Below are 18,303 nucleotides of genomic sequence, written 5' to 3' on the forward strand. Positions count from 1 at the left end.
CTATTGAATCGGCACGTCAATTCTGTCTTTCGCCACTACCACACCGTTCTGAATGGCGTAACATTCAACAATATGCTCGCCATTAAAGTCAGTCTTTTCTTCTTTATTTCTAAAGCCTTTGTCGATCACAATATCGCCACGGATACAATCACGCCTCTCCGCTTCTGTACCCTGATTCAAAACTTTCCACTTTAATATGAAGTCTCCGGGCACATTGATATCAGCTACATAAAACTTCAATTTTTTCTTTGCTTGTAATTTTAATTTTTTAGCCAACATCGTTCTTAATAAAGCTTCTCTAAATCCATTCTGTGACACTTCGCATTCAAGAGTTAAGTTGTATCTGATGTCTACACTGTAATAATCCTCAATAAATTGCTCGGTATTTCTATAGTTGTAAGCTGAGGATTTACTCTCTTGAATTGCTGCGGCAGGGAATGGTCTTCCAAATATTTTTTTCCACTTTTTGTTAGCTGATGATGACTCACCAGCGTCTATAGCTTTTAACGAGTCTTCATATGCTATTTTCGCTTTTCGCTGAAAATTTGCTTTAACGTTTACTCTTTGGTTGCTGCCAAGTGCCAAATAATAGTCTTTAGTAGGTTCTTCAGATAAATATTTGAAAAAGTCTCTGCACATCCAGTCATAGAATGCTGTGGACCGATTATCGTAATAAGAAGAGGACTTCAGAAAATTATACGCTAGTGTATCGATAAGTAGACCGCCCATACCAACACCGCTTTTGTTTTTCCATGCTCTAGCCATTTTACAAAGCTTCCGTAGATTTTTATTCTTTTGATCTACAAACTCTTTCATAGCCTTTATTTCTTCACGAGGTTTGGTAACTTTCCAGTTACCACCACTGTACGTGTCAGGGTATTTAAAGCTGCCATCATCTTGCTCAAACACAGGTTGAACTTCGACCATAAAACCATTGTAGATAACTTGAACTACTAATCGGTCCTTTTTAACGGTAGTTCTAGGATACCTAGCGGAAATGGCATCTTTTGTATCATCTAACAACTTAGATTGTTTACCGTCTTTGTAATCATTCCATTTTGATGTTGGCATAATGTAAAGCATATCAAGATCTGAAATGCCTTTTATGCCAGTCCAGCGACCATATGAACCGACCTGTAAGCTATTTGCTGTTTTGGATTCGGTATCGCGAAATTTTTTATTTAACGCTGATGTTATTTCTTCGTACTTTGAAGTAATAGAAGCCGCATTATCAATTTTTAAATTTGCTAAAAAATCGGTAAACATTTCTGTTGTTGTCATTGATATTCCCTTATCTAAATCTTAACTCTGCGCTTGCCTGTTAAAAGCTGCTGCATCAACGCTTTTTTCTCTTGTTTTAAGTCAGCAAGCTGTTGCTCTAATAATTCTATTTCTTTGTCCGCGTTGCTAAGAACAGAGGCGATTTTTTGCTGTTCTGCTTTTTGGGTAAAGGTATTTTTACCTTCAATAGCTGTGTTTTAGAAAGGTTATATCTAGTTGCTCCCTGAGCTAGTATTGAGATAGAGCGCCTAACAAAGCTACTCCTCAGGACATGTTTCATAAATATGGGAGTCGCTTGCTCAAAAGAATGAAGTCTGAAACCAAAGCAAAATGAGTTTAAATAAACAGCTTCATTTGGCATATCGAGCATCACTGAAGACATACCTACTTCTTCAGGAGTTTCAGATGAAGTTGTAAAAAATATGTCGCCAAACTTAACTTCGTTTTGTCGTTCATTTTCGCTTATATTTACACGCTCCAAATGATTGATATCCACAGATGCGTTTTTAAAGATATTGATGTAGGGAACATATAGTTTGCCTGAACCAAAGTCGGATTTGGTTTTGCCTGTCAAGCTGGTAAATGTAGTGCCTAGCTTTTCAAGCTTAACTTCTTCCCACTCTCCCTCAAACGGTTTACCTGAATCATCAAGTAGGCGCTTTTTACCTGTGAGCAGTTGTTGCATGAGGGCTTTTTTCTGCTGTTTGCTATTGTCGATTAGGCGCTCGGTGGTGATAATCGCCTTATCCCAAGTGGATAGGATTTTGGCGATTTTGCGTTGTTCTGGAAGCGGTGGTATTGGGGCTGGAAGCTCCTGTATTTGTTTAGCCGACAAATTGGCTTGCTTTGTTCCTCCCGGAATTGCATATAAACGAGATAGAATGATTTCACTTCTCAACAAGTTTAGTAAAAAACCAGAGCTAGATTGGTGCTTTGGTACAAACTTAATGACTCGCTGATTTAACAATGAGTATGGGGCATCAGTTGGAATTTTGACTGTGAAACCATAATCCCTTTTACCCATCGTCCCAGTCATGGACATGACTAAATCATTTGGTTTAACGAGAAATCTCTCATAACCATCTTTAAACGATTCAGGTAAATAAATTGGGTTGCGGTCAAAACTCAGTGTATTTTGGTATAGATTACCCATCCTCAATAGCGGAATACCTGTTTTGGTAAAGTCTGCACTCTTAAATGCATAACCCATAACAGTATCAGCAAGATCACTAATAACCCCAAGTTTCCATCCATTAGGCACCATAACCCAACTCCTTTAAGTAGCCTTCCATCTCTAATTCGAGGGTTTGCAGCTCGCTTTTAAGCTGTACACGTTCAGTGCGCACTGCCACTAAATCAATTTCAGCTTCTTCTTCAAAAGTATCTACATAACGAGGGATGTTGAGGTTAAAGTCGTTTTCTTTGATTTCATCAAAACTGGCTAGATAGGCGTATTTATCAACGCTTTCACGAGCCTTGTAGGTGTCGATAACTTTTTGGATGTTGTCAGGTGTTAACTGGTTTTGGTTTTTACCTGATTTGAACTCGCGACTCGCATCAATAAACAATACGTTTTTGTCTGTTTTGTGCTTTTTAAATATCAAGATGGCGGCTGGAATGCCTGTGCCGAAGAACAGCTTTTCTGGCAGGCCAATCACAGTATCGAGCAAGTTTTCTTCAATCAGTTGTTGGCGGATTTTGCCTTCGCTTGATGCTCTAAATAACACACCATGCGGCACGACCACACCCATTCGGCCCGTTTCAGGTTTTAGCGTTTCAATCATATGACTAATAAACGCATAGTCACCTTTGGTTTTGGGTGGAATGCCTCGTCTAAAGCGCCCGTATGGGTCATTACTGGCATCATCATGCCCCCATTTATCTAATGAAAATGGCGGATTTGCAGTCACTACATCAAAGTGTAATAAACCTGTACCTTCTTTATCTAATAGTAATGGATTACGAATGGTGTCGCCCCATTCAATGCGGTGGTTGTCTTCACCGTGTAGGAACATGTTCATTTTGGCTAATGCCCAAGTTGAACCAATCGCTTCTTGCCCATATAGCGCATACTTCTTTGAGCCAGAATTTTTACGCACCATAGTTCCACATTTTAGAAGCAATGAGCCACTTCCTGTACATGGGTCGCATATTTGGTCGCCTTCAACTGGCTCTAAAACGGTTGCTAAAAGGGTTGAGACCTCAGGCGGGGTATAGTATTCGCCAGCGGTAGCGCCACTGCCAGCCGCAAAGTGTTTGATAAGGTATTCGTAGGCATTACCGATGATGTCTAAGCTGCCCACACGCTCTGAGCTTAGGTTTAAAATGTCTTTACCAAAATCTTCTAATAAGTGGCGCAGTAAGTCGTTCTTTTGTTTTTCTTGACCTAGGCGATCTGTGTTAAAGCTGATGTCTTGGAATACGTTTTTAAGCTTACTGCCGTTGGCTTCTTCTAGAGCGTGTAAAGCTTTATCAATACGCTCACCATTGCCTGCTTCATAGCGCTTTTCATATAAGTCCCAAAAGCTTGCGCCTTCTGGCAGTACAAAGCGCTGCTTCGACATCATGGCGTGAATAAGCTCTGGATTATCACCATATTGCGCAACTAATTTGTTGTATTCGTCTTTATACACATCAGAGATGTACTTTAAAAACAGCATGGTCAGGATGAAGTCTTTATAAGTATCGGCACTGATCACTCCTCGGAAGGTGTCACAAGCGGCCCATACCGCTTTGTTGATATCGTCCTGATTGATTTGGTTGGTTGTGGTCATATGTTTTAAGTCCTTATTATTAATTTTTAAATCTGTTTTGTTTTAGGCGTTCTTTCAAACGCATGAGCTTTCAAGTGCGTGAATAGCAATGGCTTCTAGTTGCTGCTGTCTATTTTCAATCAGCTTTTGTAATACTTTTTGCTCTCTCACACCGCAGCGATGCATTGCAGCGAGTTGTTTTTGCTTCTCTAATTTAAGTACCTTAATAGGCACATTCTCCAGCACTTGCCTGCGAATACTTAGGTACATTGAACCTTCAGCAGTCGCTTTGAAATAACGCTGTGCAGGTTGTTGGTTGAGTTGCCAGCATAAAAAATCTGGCACGACCACATCTTTAAACTCAGGCTTTAAACGCACCACAAAAAAGTGTGGTGAGCAGACTGTGCGCTCTAATACCTGTTCTACTAATACGCTGTAATGTCTTGCCCCTTTAGCGACAAATAACACATCGCCATTTTGTAACCAGTCGGGTTGTTTCTTCGTATTTAATACGGTTTCAACCATAGTGTATTGGTTGATTTCACCCGTTGCTTCGGTATCCCTTACTTGCACAACATTTACGTCACCATTGTCGTATTGCTTTACCGTGCCACGAAAAGGGTGGCCTAAGCGGATATCGGCAATATCACTCAGGCGCAGCTCTTCAGTAGCTTGGCGCATTTTTGCATTCATGAACGTTAAACCTTGGTTGTGTTCAGCAAACCGATTTCTCCAAAAAGTAAATAAACGCCAATGGGGTATGACCAACTGGCGTTACAAAATCGGAATTAATTTAATGAAAATTATTGTGGCTGACATTGTTGGTTAGGTCAATTTATTTTTGCAGTAATCAAATACTGCAATTTGTTGTTGACACCTCAAATGCTTATGCGTATATTTTGCAGTATTATAATGGAGCATTTAGTTTGAGTGGCAATTATCCCAAAGTTGTAAAACAAACTGTAAATTTAGGCAGCCTGCCTTACGTATCGAACGTTGATGAGGAAGGTCAACGCACTATCGCTTTTCATGAAGATCACATTATCGAGCGTTTCCCTAGAGTGTTATCGCTGGTTCGAATTCAGGACGCTCTCGAAATCAATTTATTCTTAGAGCACCGATATAAAGGGCTTTTTATGCCGCCTAAACGTGGCGGTAAAAAGAATCCTCTTGGTGGCGTGTCGCTTATTACTGTGCAGTCATTAGCAAATTCGATGAGTTTGTTTTTGCAATGGGTTGAGAAGAATAACGTGGACTGGCATGAGGTTTATGCCGTAAGTGACAGTGATAAAGCGAAATATTGGCTTCCTGTGTACCGCTATCGTAAGCACCTTATAGAACAAGTGATTGCAAAGGATATCGACCGAGATACAGCAAACCTATACATCAACCATGTTAGGCAGTTTTACGAATGGGCAAGAAAGCAACGCAGAATTGATAAAGTGCCATTCAAATATAAAACTAAGGTCATTAAGAAAAAGCGTAAAGATGGCGGTTTAGATTTGCTGTTTACCGACTACGGGAGTGAGGAAAAAGGCTTTACCATTACCACGACTGATTTGCTGATCCCTAAAAAGTATAAGCAAAAGAAATCAGGCGATGCAGGTTTATCACCTTACAGCCAAGATGAATTGAAGCTGCTCTATGCCAGTAAAGAATTGACAAAGCAAGGTGCTAAATTGCGAGTAGATTTAGCCGTGCAATGTGGCTTGCGTGCGGAAGAAATTGCCACTTTTACTGCCAGTCATGTTGTTGATCCTGCCTTGGATAATAAACCAATTTATTACTTAACCATAATCGGCAAGTACGATAAGGAACGCACGATACTGGTGTCAAAAGGCTTGATGACATCACTTTGGCAATATCGTAACGGCAAAGAACATCAAGATAGATTAGCTAAGTGGCAGCTTGAACATGGTAACTGTGATGATGCTCCTCTGTTTCTTAATCGCTCTGGTAATTTCATGTCTCGTAAATCTATCGGCAATGTGATCTCAAAAGTGCGTAAGGAATTAGCGCCATTCGGGAAAACACTAAAACGTGATTTTCATGATTTACGTTCAACTTTTGCGACAAACCTTGCTGGTTTCCTAATTCATAAGAATCTGCCCATTGGCTTTGTGCAATACAAGTTAATGCAGTTGATGGGCCATGCGGATTTTTCAACGACTCAGAAGTACATCAATTTCGCTCGTTCACTGACATTTGATAAGCAAATGGCGAGTTGGGTAGATAAATTGTTTGGTGAGTTTGTTGCTCCACTACAAGAAGATGCATTTCATGCTGAGCAATCTGGAGGTGCGGATGCTTGATACAGTGCTTGATTTGTCACAGTTGGAAGAGCAGCTAGGCAGTTGTTTAACGGACGAAAACTGTAAACGGATTAAACAACACATTGGCTTTCTAAAACGGCTTTTGCTGCGTTATACCGTGTTGCGAAGCCATTGCCAAAGTTTAATACAAGATGTTAACTCGCTATTTCATGATGATTACTGGCTTAAGTTAGAAATACAGGCACAACATATTGAACCAGCAGATGATGTGCTATTTAGGCGTTGCTTATTTCATTTTGCAACCGCATTAACCAAGGTCAATTCAAGACCAAGCACCGTTTTTGTTTTTGATACAAACATTGATTTATTGCATTGGTATCGGAAAAGTTTCCTCTTGGGGAAAGAGCTTAACGATGCCATAAGTGCATGGGATAAGCGCTCAACGCTTGCCAGAAGTACCACTCGCTGTGATGCTCAAAAGGCTCAAAAATGTTTGCAACTACTGTGTGAAGCTGCTCCTTCAGTCGCTGAGCAGCTTTGTGAGCATGGATTGCTATGGTTTAACTCAACCATGCACTTTAGACAGGTTTTTAACGAATACCCGATTAAAGATAAACACTGTGTACTTCAGTCGGCATTATTCTCGGTGCTTAGCGCATTTAAGCCAGATCATTTTCAAGTCGTAAGGGTCACTATTAACGATAAAACCATAGATGTTACTGATTTAAACGATATTGATCCACTTTTGGTTGAACAGCTTCAAGCGCTTGCTAATTCCGATAAATTTAAGGGAGAGCTAGAGCATGATGTTGTGTCAATGACTAGGCGTTTTATTGCTGTTGTGAGTAGCATTCGAATAGTCGCTGACAAGAATAAATGCGCTTTTGTTGATGAAGGGCTTGATGGCTTCAAGAAAGATGAATTTGCTTTGCTTAAAGAAGCTAAGACATTACTAAGAAGAGATCAATTCACTGAGTTGCTTATACTGCTAGAGCTGCACTTTGGGCATGAGATTCATCGCCATGATTACGTTGATCATTTGCTGCCTTTTAATTTTGAAAAGGAGAAGAAGTATCGACTAATTGATTATAGCGATGTTGCTTCTAAGTGCCCGGAGATCATGGCGGAAATTGAGCGAATACATAAATCAGAGACCGAGCTACTACCCGAAAAAAATTACGACATGGAAACGCTACACACTCGGTTTAGTAAGCTTAAACGTGTGATATTGAAATATATTACTCCAACGTTCAAAGACGAGCTTTCAAAAAATGGCGTTAGCTGCTTAGGCATGAAAAAGAACCGTATTCAAAAAGCGGTCTTTCAGCAGTTGCAAAGTGACGTAAAAGCTAAAGTGATTAGTGTGAGAAGTGGTACTTCTTACACGGAGGCTATACGTTGGCTGATGTCAATCACAGGTCAACAGGTAGTCGAAGCTTTTAAAATATCACTTAAGCGGCATCAGCGTCACGCTAGAAGAACAAAGATGGAAGACTTGTACAGTGATGACGAACTACGAGAATTGATTTTTTACATTGAAAAGGGAATCAAAGAAACAGATAACGTAAAGCAATTGCTAGCACTGTACTTTGCTCGAATCCAAGTAAAAAGCTGCTGGAATACGTCACCCATGACGGATATTGAATTGAGTGACATTGCCGATGTCGCATTACCTACTGCCAAGAAAAGCATTACTCTATTAATTCAAAAGCCAAGAAAAGGCTATGACATTGATACCTATTCTTTAGATGGTCGCACAGTAAACAGTGTAATGCGAGATATCGTGTACGTGAAAGATACGCTGACTCACGGATACCGTCACTTGGGTGATAAGCATACTCAAAATTATTTATTTATCTTCAAAGAAAAAACCAATGTAAGTCGTGTATTAGCTGGCAATATCATTGCTCATATCAAATCTATCTTGAACCGACTTGGTTGCACGGTTAATTATGACTCAATGCGAATTCGCAAGAATGGTGCAAATCACCTTTACCGTGAAGTAGCAAAGCAAATGCGTGCTTATGAATCAGCAAAACTTCACACCTTTGACACGTTCATCAAGCACTACCAACGAGTGAGTGAACAAAAAACACAACAGACATTGCACACGGCAGTAGATGTGATGCAGCGTTATTTCACAGGTCGAGAAATTGACCCGGAAATTAAGGTGTTAATGGTTGATGACGGTAGCACTCAGAAAACGCCCACTGGTGAGTGTGCATCGCAAGGAAACGATGCAGAAGCCTCACAATACGGTAAAGAACATCGGCATCTATCAAGCGGCAACAAAAATGGGTGGTGCAGTGACTTTTTGGCGTGTGTGTGGTGCAAGCACTTTAGAACAGTCGCTGATCCTGAGCATGTTTGGCAGTTGCTTAGCTATCGTGATTATGTGTTGGCAGATATATCGGCCAGTATTTCTGATATTGAAAATAATGAATTTCAGCAGGAAGCGGTTACGGCACTGCATCAGCGAGTTGATGACATATTAGAGCAAGTAGCAATTAAAAATCCGATGGCAGTGACTAAGGGAAAAGAGCTAATGGCAGAAAAAGGAATGCATCCGTTTTGGGCATTTGCAGTTACATCAGTTAAGACAGTGGGAGATATTTTATGACAGGAATTTCAACTGCTGTAGATGCTTGTTTAAAAATTGATGGTGTAATAAGCGTTAACCCATATACCTTAACAAGTGATGCAGAACTCACAACGTTAGTGCTTTGGCAATACATACGCTCTAATAAAAAACAGATCACATTGTTCGGGGATGATTCGTGGTACTCGCAAGGCAACAATTTATCCGTAACCTTTAATGGTGTTGGAGTTAAGTATCAATATCAACTTAAAGCCCTAACACTTGGTATGTATACGCAAGGTTCAGGACAAGGCATGGAGTCGCTCGCATGGAATACGATTAGTAAAAATATTGCTAACCTAAAGCGCTTTGCCAAGTGGCTTGAGCGTTACAGTATTGAGAGTTTTGATGACTTAGACAAACAGCCAGAATTGCGTTTGCGCAATATCATATTGGACTTGGTGCAAGCATCTGACTTGCAAAAACATTCATCCTTTGCCCAATCACTGTTAACTGCTATTTATTGGTTAAGACTTTATTCAGTGGTCAAAAACGAACAGTTTTACGATTTAATGAATGAATATTTTTTCCCATTTACCTTATTATCAAAGGACAGAAGAAATAAGCATTCAGTCATTCCGATTCAAATAATGAAACAAGTTCTCAAAGCAAGTGACGAGCATGTCAATGCCGCTGAGAAGATAATCGATAATTGGCACAGCCTGCAAACAAAACTAAATGAAGCCATCCCGCATTTACCTTCAGCAGAGTTTAAAAATTCTACTTATATTGACGGCTTAGACAGTGATGAAAATGCTGAACTGGATGAATATTACGAACTGATTAAAAATCTTCGCAGATATACCTTTGTACTTGTGATTAGTTATACAGGTATGCGTTACAGCGAGGCAATGGCGCTGAGTGAGGACTCTGCTATTGAACGAAACGGTAAATACTTTATCAAGACCTTGTTGTCTAAAACAACAGATGAAACTCAAAGCTTAGAATGGGTAACGAATGAAATCACTTATCGAGCAGTAAAACTACTTACAAGAGTTTGCTCTGTTTACCTTGAACGTGCAGCCTTGCTATTGGAGCATCACGGCGATTTACTTCCAATAAAGCGTAGCCTGAATTTAGAGTTTGGTCTGAGTAATCGAACTTTGTTTGGTGTGTCGCCCCATAAAAAATCCTGCGAGTTTTCATTAAATACTAAGTCTACTAAAAATGGCTTCAACAACATAAACAAAATGTTTTCGATAAGAGTTACTGACCACGATATTGCTGAGCTTGAGCGTATGGGGTGCAATTATCAATCGGTCAGCTCAAACCATAAAAAGTTTAAGAAGCCCTATAAAGAAGGCGATTTCTTTAATTTTACGGCCCATCAATTTAGACATACCTTTGCGTGGTTTATTGTTGCAAATCGCTTGGGTGATTTAGACGACATTAAGTATCAGTACAAGCATTTAGAGAACATGATGTCATTGGTTTACAGTCAACGGGGATATGATTCTATGGAGGAGTTAATTGGACTAACAGAAAGCTTCTCTGAGTTTATGATATCGCAAGCAATGGAAGATATGGTGAGCGCAGCGCAAGACGGCACGCTTGCAGGAAAAGGCGGACAAAATTTTATCGCCAAATTAACTGAGATACTGGCTGATGACCTGACCACCGGAAGTACCCCTCACTTTAAAAATATGGAAGAGTTGATCACGTTTGCTGCTAAGCATACCAACAACTTTAGAGGCGTGTCGCACGGATACTGTACTAAGGGGTCGGAATGTAAAGTTCGTAATGCAGCAGATCCAAGCCACTGTGTATGGTGCGATAGCTACATTGCAACACCTCGACATTTACCACACTGGCTGGTTGTTAAAAAGCGGTGTGAATCGCAATTAGCTGCATTTGAAAAATTTCCGTCAGAGATAAAGCAGCGATTAAAAGCCTTTAGTACGGCATTAAATGACAACCTTGAAGCCGCAAATATCATCATTGACCAGTTAACGATAAAAGTGAAGGAAGCCTAGTATGAGCGAATCAGTTGAGATCACAATGGCAGACAAAATTGATACGACCTTGTCTGAAATGGCAGCCAATAACGAAAAAATTAATGTTAGCCAAGTAGCGAAACGATTAGGAATTTCAAATTCTGCTATCTACAAGTTTAACCCTGAGAAAATCCCGGATATTCAGACCGCTCAAAAGCGTCAGAAAAATAAAGCAGAGGCTATTGCTGTTGGTACTGAAAATGAACAGCTTAAGAAAGAAGTTGAATCATTAAAAAAATCGAACCTTGATTATAAAGAGCTTGCAGAGGATTTGAGAACGCAAAATCAGTCATTGTGGGAGCACATTCAGCAGGTTTATAACATGTACGATGAGGTATTGGCTGAGCGTAATGGTTTTGCTGAAAGGCTAAAACACGGACTCTAAATTTACATAATTAAATTAACAACCATGAGGTATTTACTATGAGTAAAAACACAAAGAAGACATCCCAAAGTGTGGCATCTAAGGCAGCTAAAACATTAAACGCTCCTAATGCTTCTAAGACCGCCAAAAAATTAGCTGGTTCTGCTCTGTCGCAAAAAGGAACTAGCAAGCAAACAGGTGCTGATATGGAAGACTTCGCATCAAAGGTACTGCAAAGCGACAAGTACAGTAAAGATACAAAAGAACTTGCAGGATCAGTGTTATCACAATCCAATAAAAAGCGTTAGAAATAGTAACAAAACTGTATTTTCCCACCTCAATTTGCTGCTGTTTTTATAGTAAATCCCTAAAAAACTGTTACCACTCTTCAAGTCAATAAGTACGGGGTGGTAACAATTTTTTAATTGTCGAAAACGACATTATCATGACACCACGCCCCCTTATTCGCGCGATGATAGACGTGATAAAACCCCAAATAGGTGAGACCATTTACGATCCAGCAGCAGGCTCTGCCGGCTTTTTGTGTGAAACCTTTGATTACTTGCGTAAAGGCGGTGCTGATAAACGCCAACTGAAGTCCAGTGATTTAACGGTATTACAAGAAAGCACCTTTTACGCCAAAGAGAAAAAGTCACTGGCGTATGTTATCGCCATCATGAACATGATCTTACATGGTATTGAAGCGCCTAATGTCATTCACACCAATACGCTAGCTGAAAACCTGCAAGATATTACACCTAACAGGCAACACGACATTATTTTAGCTAACCCGCCCTTTGGTGGTAAAGAGCGCCCTGAGGTACAGCAAAACTTTCCTATTAAAACTAGCGAAACAGCCTTCTTATTTTTACAGCATTTTATCAAATCGCTTAAACCTGGTGGCCGCGCCGCCATAGTGATTAAAAACACCTTTTTGTCCAATACCGACAAAGCGGCTATTGCCTTGCGTAAAGAGCTGCTTGAAAATTGTAATTTACATACTGTTCTGGATTGCCCTGGCGGCACCTTTATTGGTGCCGGGGTTAAAACCGTGGTGTTGTTTTTCACCAAAGGCGAACCAACTCAAAGCACTTGGTTTTATAAGCTTAACGTCGGCCGTAACATGGGTAAAACTAACCCGCTCAATGATAACGACTTAGCTGACTTTGTTAAGTTACAGGCTAGCTATACAGATTCCGACAATTCATGGTCAGTAGCCTCTAGTGAACTGGATAACAGCACCTGGGATTTGTCGGTTAAAAATCCTAATTCTAAGGAGGAAGCACCCTTACGAGAGCCTAAAGCCATTATTGAGGAAATCATCGCGCTTAATAAAGAGAGTGAAGCGATTTTGGATGGTATTCGGAGGTTATTATAATGGGCTGGAAAACCGAGCGATTTGGGGATGTGTGTACTTTCGTGCGTGGCCCGTTCGGCGGGAGTTTGAAAAAATATATTTAAAGAAGATGGCTATGCTGTTTATGAACAGCAACATGCAATTTATGACCAGTTTACAGATATTCGATACTTCGTGGATGAAGAAAAGTTTTCGGAAATGTCACGATTTGAGTTGTTTTCTGGGGATTTAATAATGAGCTGTTCAGGAACCATGGGCAAAATAGCAATTGTTCCTTCTGGTATTCCGAGAGGGATAATAAACCAAGCGTTACTCAAGTTGACTCCAAAAGGTGATTTGTCCCCTAAATTCCTGAAGTTTTGGATGGAAAGTAGAAACTTTCAAGAGCAGATCGAATTTCTATCGCAAGGGGCTGCAATTAAAAATATGGCGTCGGTAAAAATTCTCAAAGAGATAAGAGTCCCAACGCCACCATTAGAAGAACAAAATCGCATTGTTGCCATTCTCGACAAAGTCTTTGCCGATATCGAAAAAGCCCGCGCTACCGCAGAGACAAACCTGAAAAACGCCCGTGAGCTGTTTGATAGCTATTTACAGCAAGTGTTTAGTCAGCGTGGTGAAGGATGGAAAACGTCTAAGCTGAAAGATATTACTTCCAAAATTGGCAGCGGAGCTACTCCCAGAGGAGGAAAAGAAGCATATAAAGACGTCGGCATGTCACTCATCAGAAGTATGAATGTTCATGACCGTGTTTTCAAAGAAAAAAACTTAGCGCTAATTGATGATGAGCAGGCAGCAAAGCTTGATAATGTTGAATTATTAGAGAATGATATTTTACTTAATATCACAGGTGCCTCTGTTGCACGATGTTGTATTATTCCCAAAGAAGTATTACCAGGTCGAGTCAATCAACATGTATCGATAATTAGAGTAGATAAGTCAATGATAGAACCAAGTTTGCTGTGTTTTTTACTAACCTCAAAATTTTATAAAGACAAGCTCTTAGGGATTGGTGAATATGGTTCAACGCGACAAGCAATAACAAAGGTTCAAATTGAAAACTTTGAAATTATTTTTCCTCAAAATTTAGATGAACAAAAGAGATTGTTGCAAGACTTGGAAGCGCTTGAATTAAAAATGCTAAAGCTTCAGGACATTTATATTAAAAAAAGCCAAAGCCTAGTCGAACTTAAAAGCTCCATCCTCCAAAAAGCCTTTACTGGCGAATTAACGAAAAGCAAAGGAATTGCCGCGTGACATTGACTCCAAAGAATAAAGCGAAACGCAACGAGGCCGATACCCGTGCCGATTTAATTGATCCTCAATTAATCAGTGAGGGCTGGGGCGAAGTAGAGAAAAGCTTTATTCGACGGGAAGTGATTTGCCCAGGACGCATACTCACTGGAGGAAAACGCAGCCAACCAGTAAACAGTGATTATGTATTGGTGTACAAAGGCCGCAAACTTGCAGCGGTTGAAGCAAAAAAAGAAGCATTAAGCTATACCGAAGGCGTGCGCCAAGCTAAAGATTATGCCGAGCGCCTACAATGTCGATTAGCTTATTCTACCAATGGTCATGACATCTACCAGATTGATATGCTTACAGGCGATGAAAAGTTAGTTGAGCGATACCTATCGCCTGAGGAACTCTGGTCACTTACTTTTGCTGAGCAAGACAAAGCCGCTCCTAATTTTAAAAAGATTTGGCGTGAACGGTTCGCCGCCGTGCCTTTTGAAGTTAAAGGCGATTGGCAACCTCGTTATTATCAAGAAAACGCCATTAACAATGCGCTTGAAGCCGTAGCCGAGGGTAAACAAAAGGTGTTGCTTACTCTGGCCACTGGCACAGGTAAAACCTGTATTGCCTTTCAAACAGCGTGGAAGCTATTCCAAAGCCGCTGGAGTTTAACTGCGCAAAAAAGTCCTGAACAAGCAAAACGCCGCCCACGCATTTTGTTTTTAGCTGACCGCAATATATTAGCTAATCAGGCATTTAATGATTTTGGCCCTTTTGGTGAAGACGCGCTTGTACGTATTAATCCAAATGAAATAAGGAAAAAAGGCGCTGTGCCGAAAAACGCTAGTGTGTTTTTCACTATCTTCCAAACCTTCATGAGTGGCCCAAAAGACGATGAGGGCAATGAAACGCCTTACTTCGGTGATTATCCGTCAGACTTTTTCGATTTAATTATAATAGATGAGTGTCACAGAGGTGGCGCTAATGATGAAGGTAACTGGCGCAGAATACTCACGCATTTTTCACCTGCGGTTCAGTTAGGCTTAACTGCCACACCAAAGCGCACAGATAATGTAGACACCTATAATTATTTTGGCGAACCAGTTTACAGCTACACACTTAAGCAAGGCATCAACGATGGTTTTTTAACTCCGTTTAAGGTTTATCCAACTGTGGGCACAATGGACGAATATGTGTATACCCCAGGGGATGGAGTAGTGGTGCGCGGCGAGCCTGAGCCTGGCAGAGTTTATACTGAGGGCGACTTCAATCGTATTATTACTATCCCAGAGCGTGAACAAAAGCGTGTTCATTATTGGATGGACTTATTTAAACCCAATGAAAAAACCATCGTCTTTTGTGCCACCCAAGAGCACGCTGGCATGGTGCGCGACTTTATCAATCAGTATGCTAGGCAAAAAGGTTGGACGACCAACACTAACTACTGTGTTCGAGTAACTGCCAATGACGGTGCAGCCGGTGAAAACGACCTAAAAACATTTCAAGATAACGAAAAGACCATCCCCACCATTCTCACCACATCACGTAAGCTTTCTACAGGTGTCGACGCCCGTAATGTGCGCAATATTGTTCTCATGCGCCCGTGCAATAACATGATTGAGTTTAAGCAGATCGTTGGCCGTGGCACCCGTATGTATGAAGGCAAAGATTACTTCACTATCTATGACTTTGTAAAAGCTCACCACAACTTTGCCGACCCCGAATGGGACGGTGAGCCATTGCCTCCAGAAAACATCTGTGAGGTCTGCGGTGAGACGCCATGTAGCTGCGTAAAAGTGCCTTGTGAAGTTTGTGGCTTCAGCCCTTGTACTTGCCTTAAAGAGCCTTGTGCTGATTGTGGAAGTGAGCCTTGTATATGTGAGCAACCACCTTGTGGTCTCTGCGGAGCCTCTCCCTGTGAATGCGAGCCTGTTGAATGTCTAGAATGCAACAACACGCCTTGTTCATGCGATAAATCGGAAAAAATTACGATTAAACTCAGTGATGGTAAAACGCGACAAATTAAACATATCTCGTCAGTAATGTACTGGTTTGGCGATAAGCCAATTACAGCTAAGGAATTTGTAGAACGACTCTTCTCAGACTTGCCACAGTTCTTCAAAGACGAAGACCAACTGCGAGAAATATGGAGCGACCCAACAACCCGAGAAAAGCTCCTTGAAAGCCTTGCAGAAGCCGGTTACGACGAAGACAAGCTCGACGGTATGAAAGAGTTAATAGATGCCCAGCAAAGCGACGTATACGACGTGCTGAGATACGTTGCATACGCAAGAGAAGCCATTAGCCGTGAAAATCGAGTGAGCACCACTAAACCTAAAATTAACACCGCCTTTGGTAATTACAAACAACAAGAATTTATCGCATTCGTTTTAGAAAAATACATAGAAGACGGCGCAGGTGAATTAGCCACCAGTAAAATGCGCAGTTTAATTGAATTGAAATATCACACTATTGGCGACGCCGTACAAGAGTTCGGTACTACAGGAGCCATTCGAGAGACCTTTATTGGGTTTCAAAAATACTTGTATGAGTAACAGTTAAAGGATTAAACGTATGAAAGTTTGCCAATTGCAAATTAACAATTTTCGAACAATTCAATCCGCCTTGCTCAAGTTTGATGGCCATACACTCCTTGTGGGAGGAAACAACATTGGCAAGTCTACTGTGTGCGAAGCCTTAGACTTAGTTTTGGGGCCTGACAGAATCAATCGATTTCCACCTGTAGAGGAATTTGATTTTTATAACGGTAGGTATATTGATGACGACGGACAACCAATCGAAATTGTAATTGAAGTTGTACTAATAGACTTATCCGAAGATGTTTTAAAACTATGTTCCAATCATCTTGAATATTGGAATACTACAGAAAAAGTACTCGTAGAAAACCTCGAAGATATTGACAATGCCGAACGTTGTTTACGTCTAAAAGTCATAGCGTCATATGATGCTGATGAAGATGAGTTTGAGGCCGCAAGTTACTTTTCACACAGTCCAGATTCTGATGAAGGGGAATACAAAAAGGTTTCTAGAGCTATAAAACGTATATTTGGATTCTTGTATTTAAGAACTATTCGTACTGGCAATAGGGCTTTGAGTCTAGAAAGAGGTTCGTTGCTCGATATTATTTTAAGAGAAACAAATAAACGAGGGGGGCTTTGGGAGTCTACATTGCAAAGGTTAACTTCTCTAGACCCGCCGATTGATGATGACCAGAATGATCTAAAGGAATTATTAAAGGACATTGAGAGTCGGCTTGGTAAATACATACCTTTGCAGGGCGAAGAGAGGAAAACGAGATTGCATGTTTCTAATTTAACCCGCGAACACTTAAGAAAAACGCTGGCCTTTTTTTTGGCAACGTCAAATAGTCAAATTCCAGTTCCTTTTCAAAAAGTAGGCACGGGAACGCTCAATACACTGGTTCTTGCATTACTCTCCTATATTGCTGACTTGAAAAAAAATAATGTAATTTTTGCTATGGAAGAACCAGAAATTGCTCTTCCACCTCATACACAAAGACGGATAGTCAATTATCTTTTGAATGACTCTTCCCAGTGTTTTGTTACAACGCACTCGCCTTATGTAATCGAAGGTTTTAAACCTAATCAGATAAAAATTCTCCAGAAAGATGAACAAAACCATCTTAGTGCAACACAAGTTCGTTTATCTGTTGGACTCAAGGCAAAAAGTTACCATCAAAATTTAAGACGAATATATGCAGAAGCGATGCTTTCTAAGATAGTGATTGTGGGTGAAGGTGTTACAGAGGTTGCCGTCCTCAAGCATGTAGCCGATAGAATGGAAGAGGAAGAACCATCTCGACTACCGTTAGATCTAGCTGGGGTAACCATTCTTTCAGCAGATACAGACAGTCAATTACTTCCACTAGGACAATTCTTTAAATCTTTGGGCATCCCTGCACTTGCATTTTGCGATAAAAATCCTCGAAAGTCAGAAGAGGATTGGGCTGCGATATCAGCAGAATATGAAATTGTCTGTGACATAAATTATGCCTCAATGGAAAAATTGCTGAATGATAGTATTTCTTCAAACGACAAATGGAGCTTTTTAGAGAGCCTTATCGATGACATCGAAGCTAATAGAGACAATAAGTTCACCATACCCGTTGATCGACCAAGTGATGACATTATTGATGTAAAAATTGCTCAAGTCTTAAAGAAAATGAAAGGCGAGGGAGGCGCGGCAAGGCTGTTGTCATTCTGTGAACTGAAAGATATACCCGAAGTAATAACAAATTTTTTGGGCTCAGTATATTGTAGGGTTCAAGAACAAGATGCAAATGACACTGAAGATGTGATTGGTCTGAATGAAGTTGAACCAATGCCTACGAATCATGTTATTAGTAACTAAGAGAATTTATTCAAC

General features: G+C 40.5%; 13 protein-coding genes. 9 read left to right on the top strand and 4 right to left on the bottom strand.

What is annotated here, in order from left to right; all coding sequences use genetic code 11:
• From AC0L6H_RS15785 to AC0L6H_RS15800, 4 genes are all read right to left on the bottom strand, one after another.
• Window positions 1–1,281: an SMODS domain-containing nucleotidyltransferase gene (locus AC0L6H_RS15785; protein ID WP_473390081.1), complete on the bottom strand. Its 1,281-nt coding sequence runs from the start codon at window positions 1,279–1,281 to the stop codon at window positions 1–3.
• A gap of 106 nt (window positions 1,282–1,387) precedes the next feature.
• Window positions 1,388–2,545, bottom strand: a complete 1,158-nt coding sequence (locus AC0L6H_RS15790; RefSeq protein ID WP_473390082.1) for a restriction endonuclease subunit S — start codon at window positions 2,543–2,545, stop codon at window positions 1,388–1,390.
• A complete protein-coding gene (locus AC0L6H_RS15795; RefSeq protein WP_473390083.1) occupies window positions 2,535–4,055 on the bottom strand; it encodes a type I restriction-modification system subunit M in 1,521 nt (506 codons plus the stop codon). The genes AC0L6H_RS15790 and AC0L6H_RS15795 overlap by 11 nt, the downstream gene beginning before the upstream one ends.
• 54 nt (window positions 4,056–4,109) lie before the next feature.
• The gene (locus AC0L6H_RS15800) at window positions 4,110–4,727 is read right to left on the bottom strand and encodes a restriction endonuclease subunit S (RefSeq protein WP_473390084.1); all 618 of its coding nucleotides are present in this window, start codon (window positions 4,725–4,727) and stop codon (window positions 4,110–4,112) included.
• Window positions 4,728–4,960: 233 nt separating this feature from the next.
• On the opposite strand from AC0L6H_RS15800, the gene AC0L6H_RS15805 reads away from it, so the two are divergent.
• From AC0L6H_RS15805 to AC0L6H_RS15845, 9 genes are all read left to right on the top strand, one after another.
• A complete protein-coding gene (locus AC0L6H_RS15805; RefSeq protein WP_473390085.1) occupies window positions 4,961–6,346 on the top strand; it encodes a tyrosine-type recombinase/integrase in 1,386 nt (461 codons plus the stop codon).
• Window positions 6,339–8,927, top strand: coding sequence for a hypothetical protein (locus AC0L6H_RS15810; RefSeq protein WP_473390087.1), 2,589 nt, complete (start codon window positions 6,339–6,341; stop codon window positions 8,925–8,927). Before AC0L6H_RS15805 ends, AC0L6H_RS15810 begins: the two co-directional genes overlap by 8 nt.
• Window positions 8,924–10,918 carry a hypothetical protein gene (locus AC0L6H_RS15815; RefSeq protein WP_473390088.1) on the top strand — a complete coding sequence of 665 codons (1,995 nt, stop codon included), beginning with the start codon at window positions 8,924–8,926 and terminating at the stop codon, window positions 10,916–10,918. Before AC0L6H_RS15810 ends, AC0L6H_RS15815 begins: the two co-directional genes overlap by 4 nt.
• Before the next feature lies 1 nt (window position 10,919).
• Window positions 10,920–11,324, top strand: a complete 405-nt coding sequence (locus tag AC0L6H_RS15820; RefSeq protein WP_473390089.1) for a DUF6262 family protein — start codon at window positions 10,920–10,922, stop codon at window positions 11,322–11,324.
• A gap of 38 nt (window positions 11,325–11,362) precedes the next feature.
• Window positions 11,363–11,611, top strand: a complete 249-nt coding sequence (locus tag AC0L6H_RS15825; protein ID WP_473390091.1) for a hypothetical protein — start codon at window positions 11,363–11,365, stop codon at window positions 11,609–11,611.
• 137 nt (window positions 11,612–11,748) lie between these two features.
• Window positions 11,749–12,681: an HsdM family class I SAM-dependent methyltransferase gene (locus tag AC0L6H_RS15830; protein ID WP_473390092.1), complete on the top strand. Its 933-nt coding sequence runs from the start codon at window positions 11,749–11,751 to the stop codon at window positions 12,679–12,681.
• 153 nt (window positions 12,682–12,834) lie between these two features.
• Complete coding sequence (locus AC0L6H_RS15835) at window positions 12,835–13,917, top strand: restriction endonuclease subunit S (RefSeq protein ID WP_473390093.1); 1,083 nt, start codon at window positions 12,835–12,837, stop codon at window positions 13,915–13,917.
• Window positions 13,914–16,451, top strand: coding sequence for an EcoAI/FtnUII family type I restriction enzme subunit R (gene hsdR / locus AC0L6H_RS15840; RefSeq protein ID WP_473390095.1), 2,538 nt, complete (start codon window positions 13,914–13,916; stop codon window positions 16,449–16,451). The genes AC0L6H_RS15835 and hsdR overlap by 4 nt, the downstream gene beginning before the upstream one ends.
• Window positions 16,452–16,470: 19 nt before the next feature.
• A complete protein-coding gene (locus AC0L6H_RS15845) occupies window positions 16,471–18,288 on the top strand; it encodes an AAA family ATPase (protein ID WP_473390096.1) in 1,818 nt (605 codons plus the stop codon).
• Window positions 18,289–18,303 lie beyond the last annotated feature (15 nt).

Source organism: Glaciecola sp. G7-5, assembly GCF_055808975.1.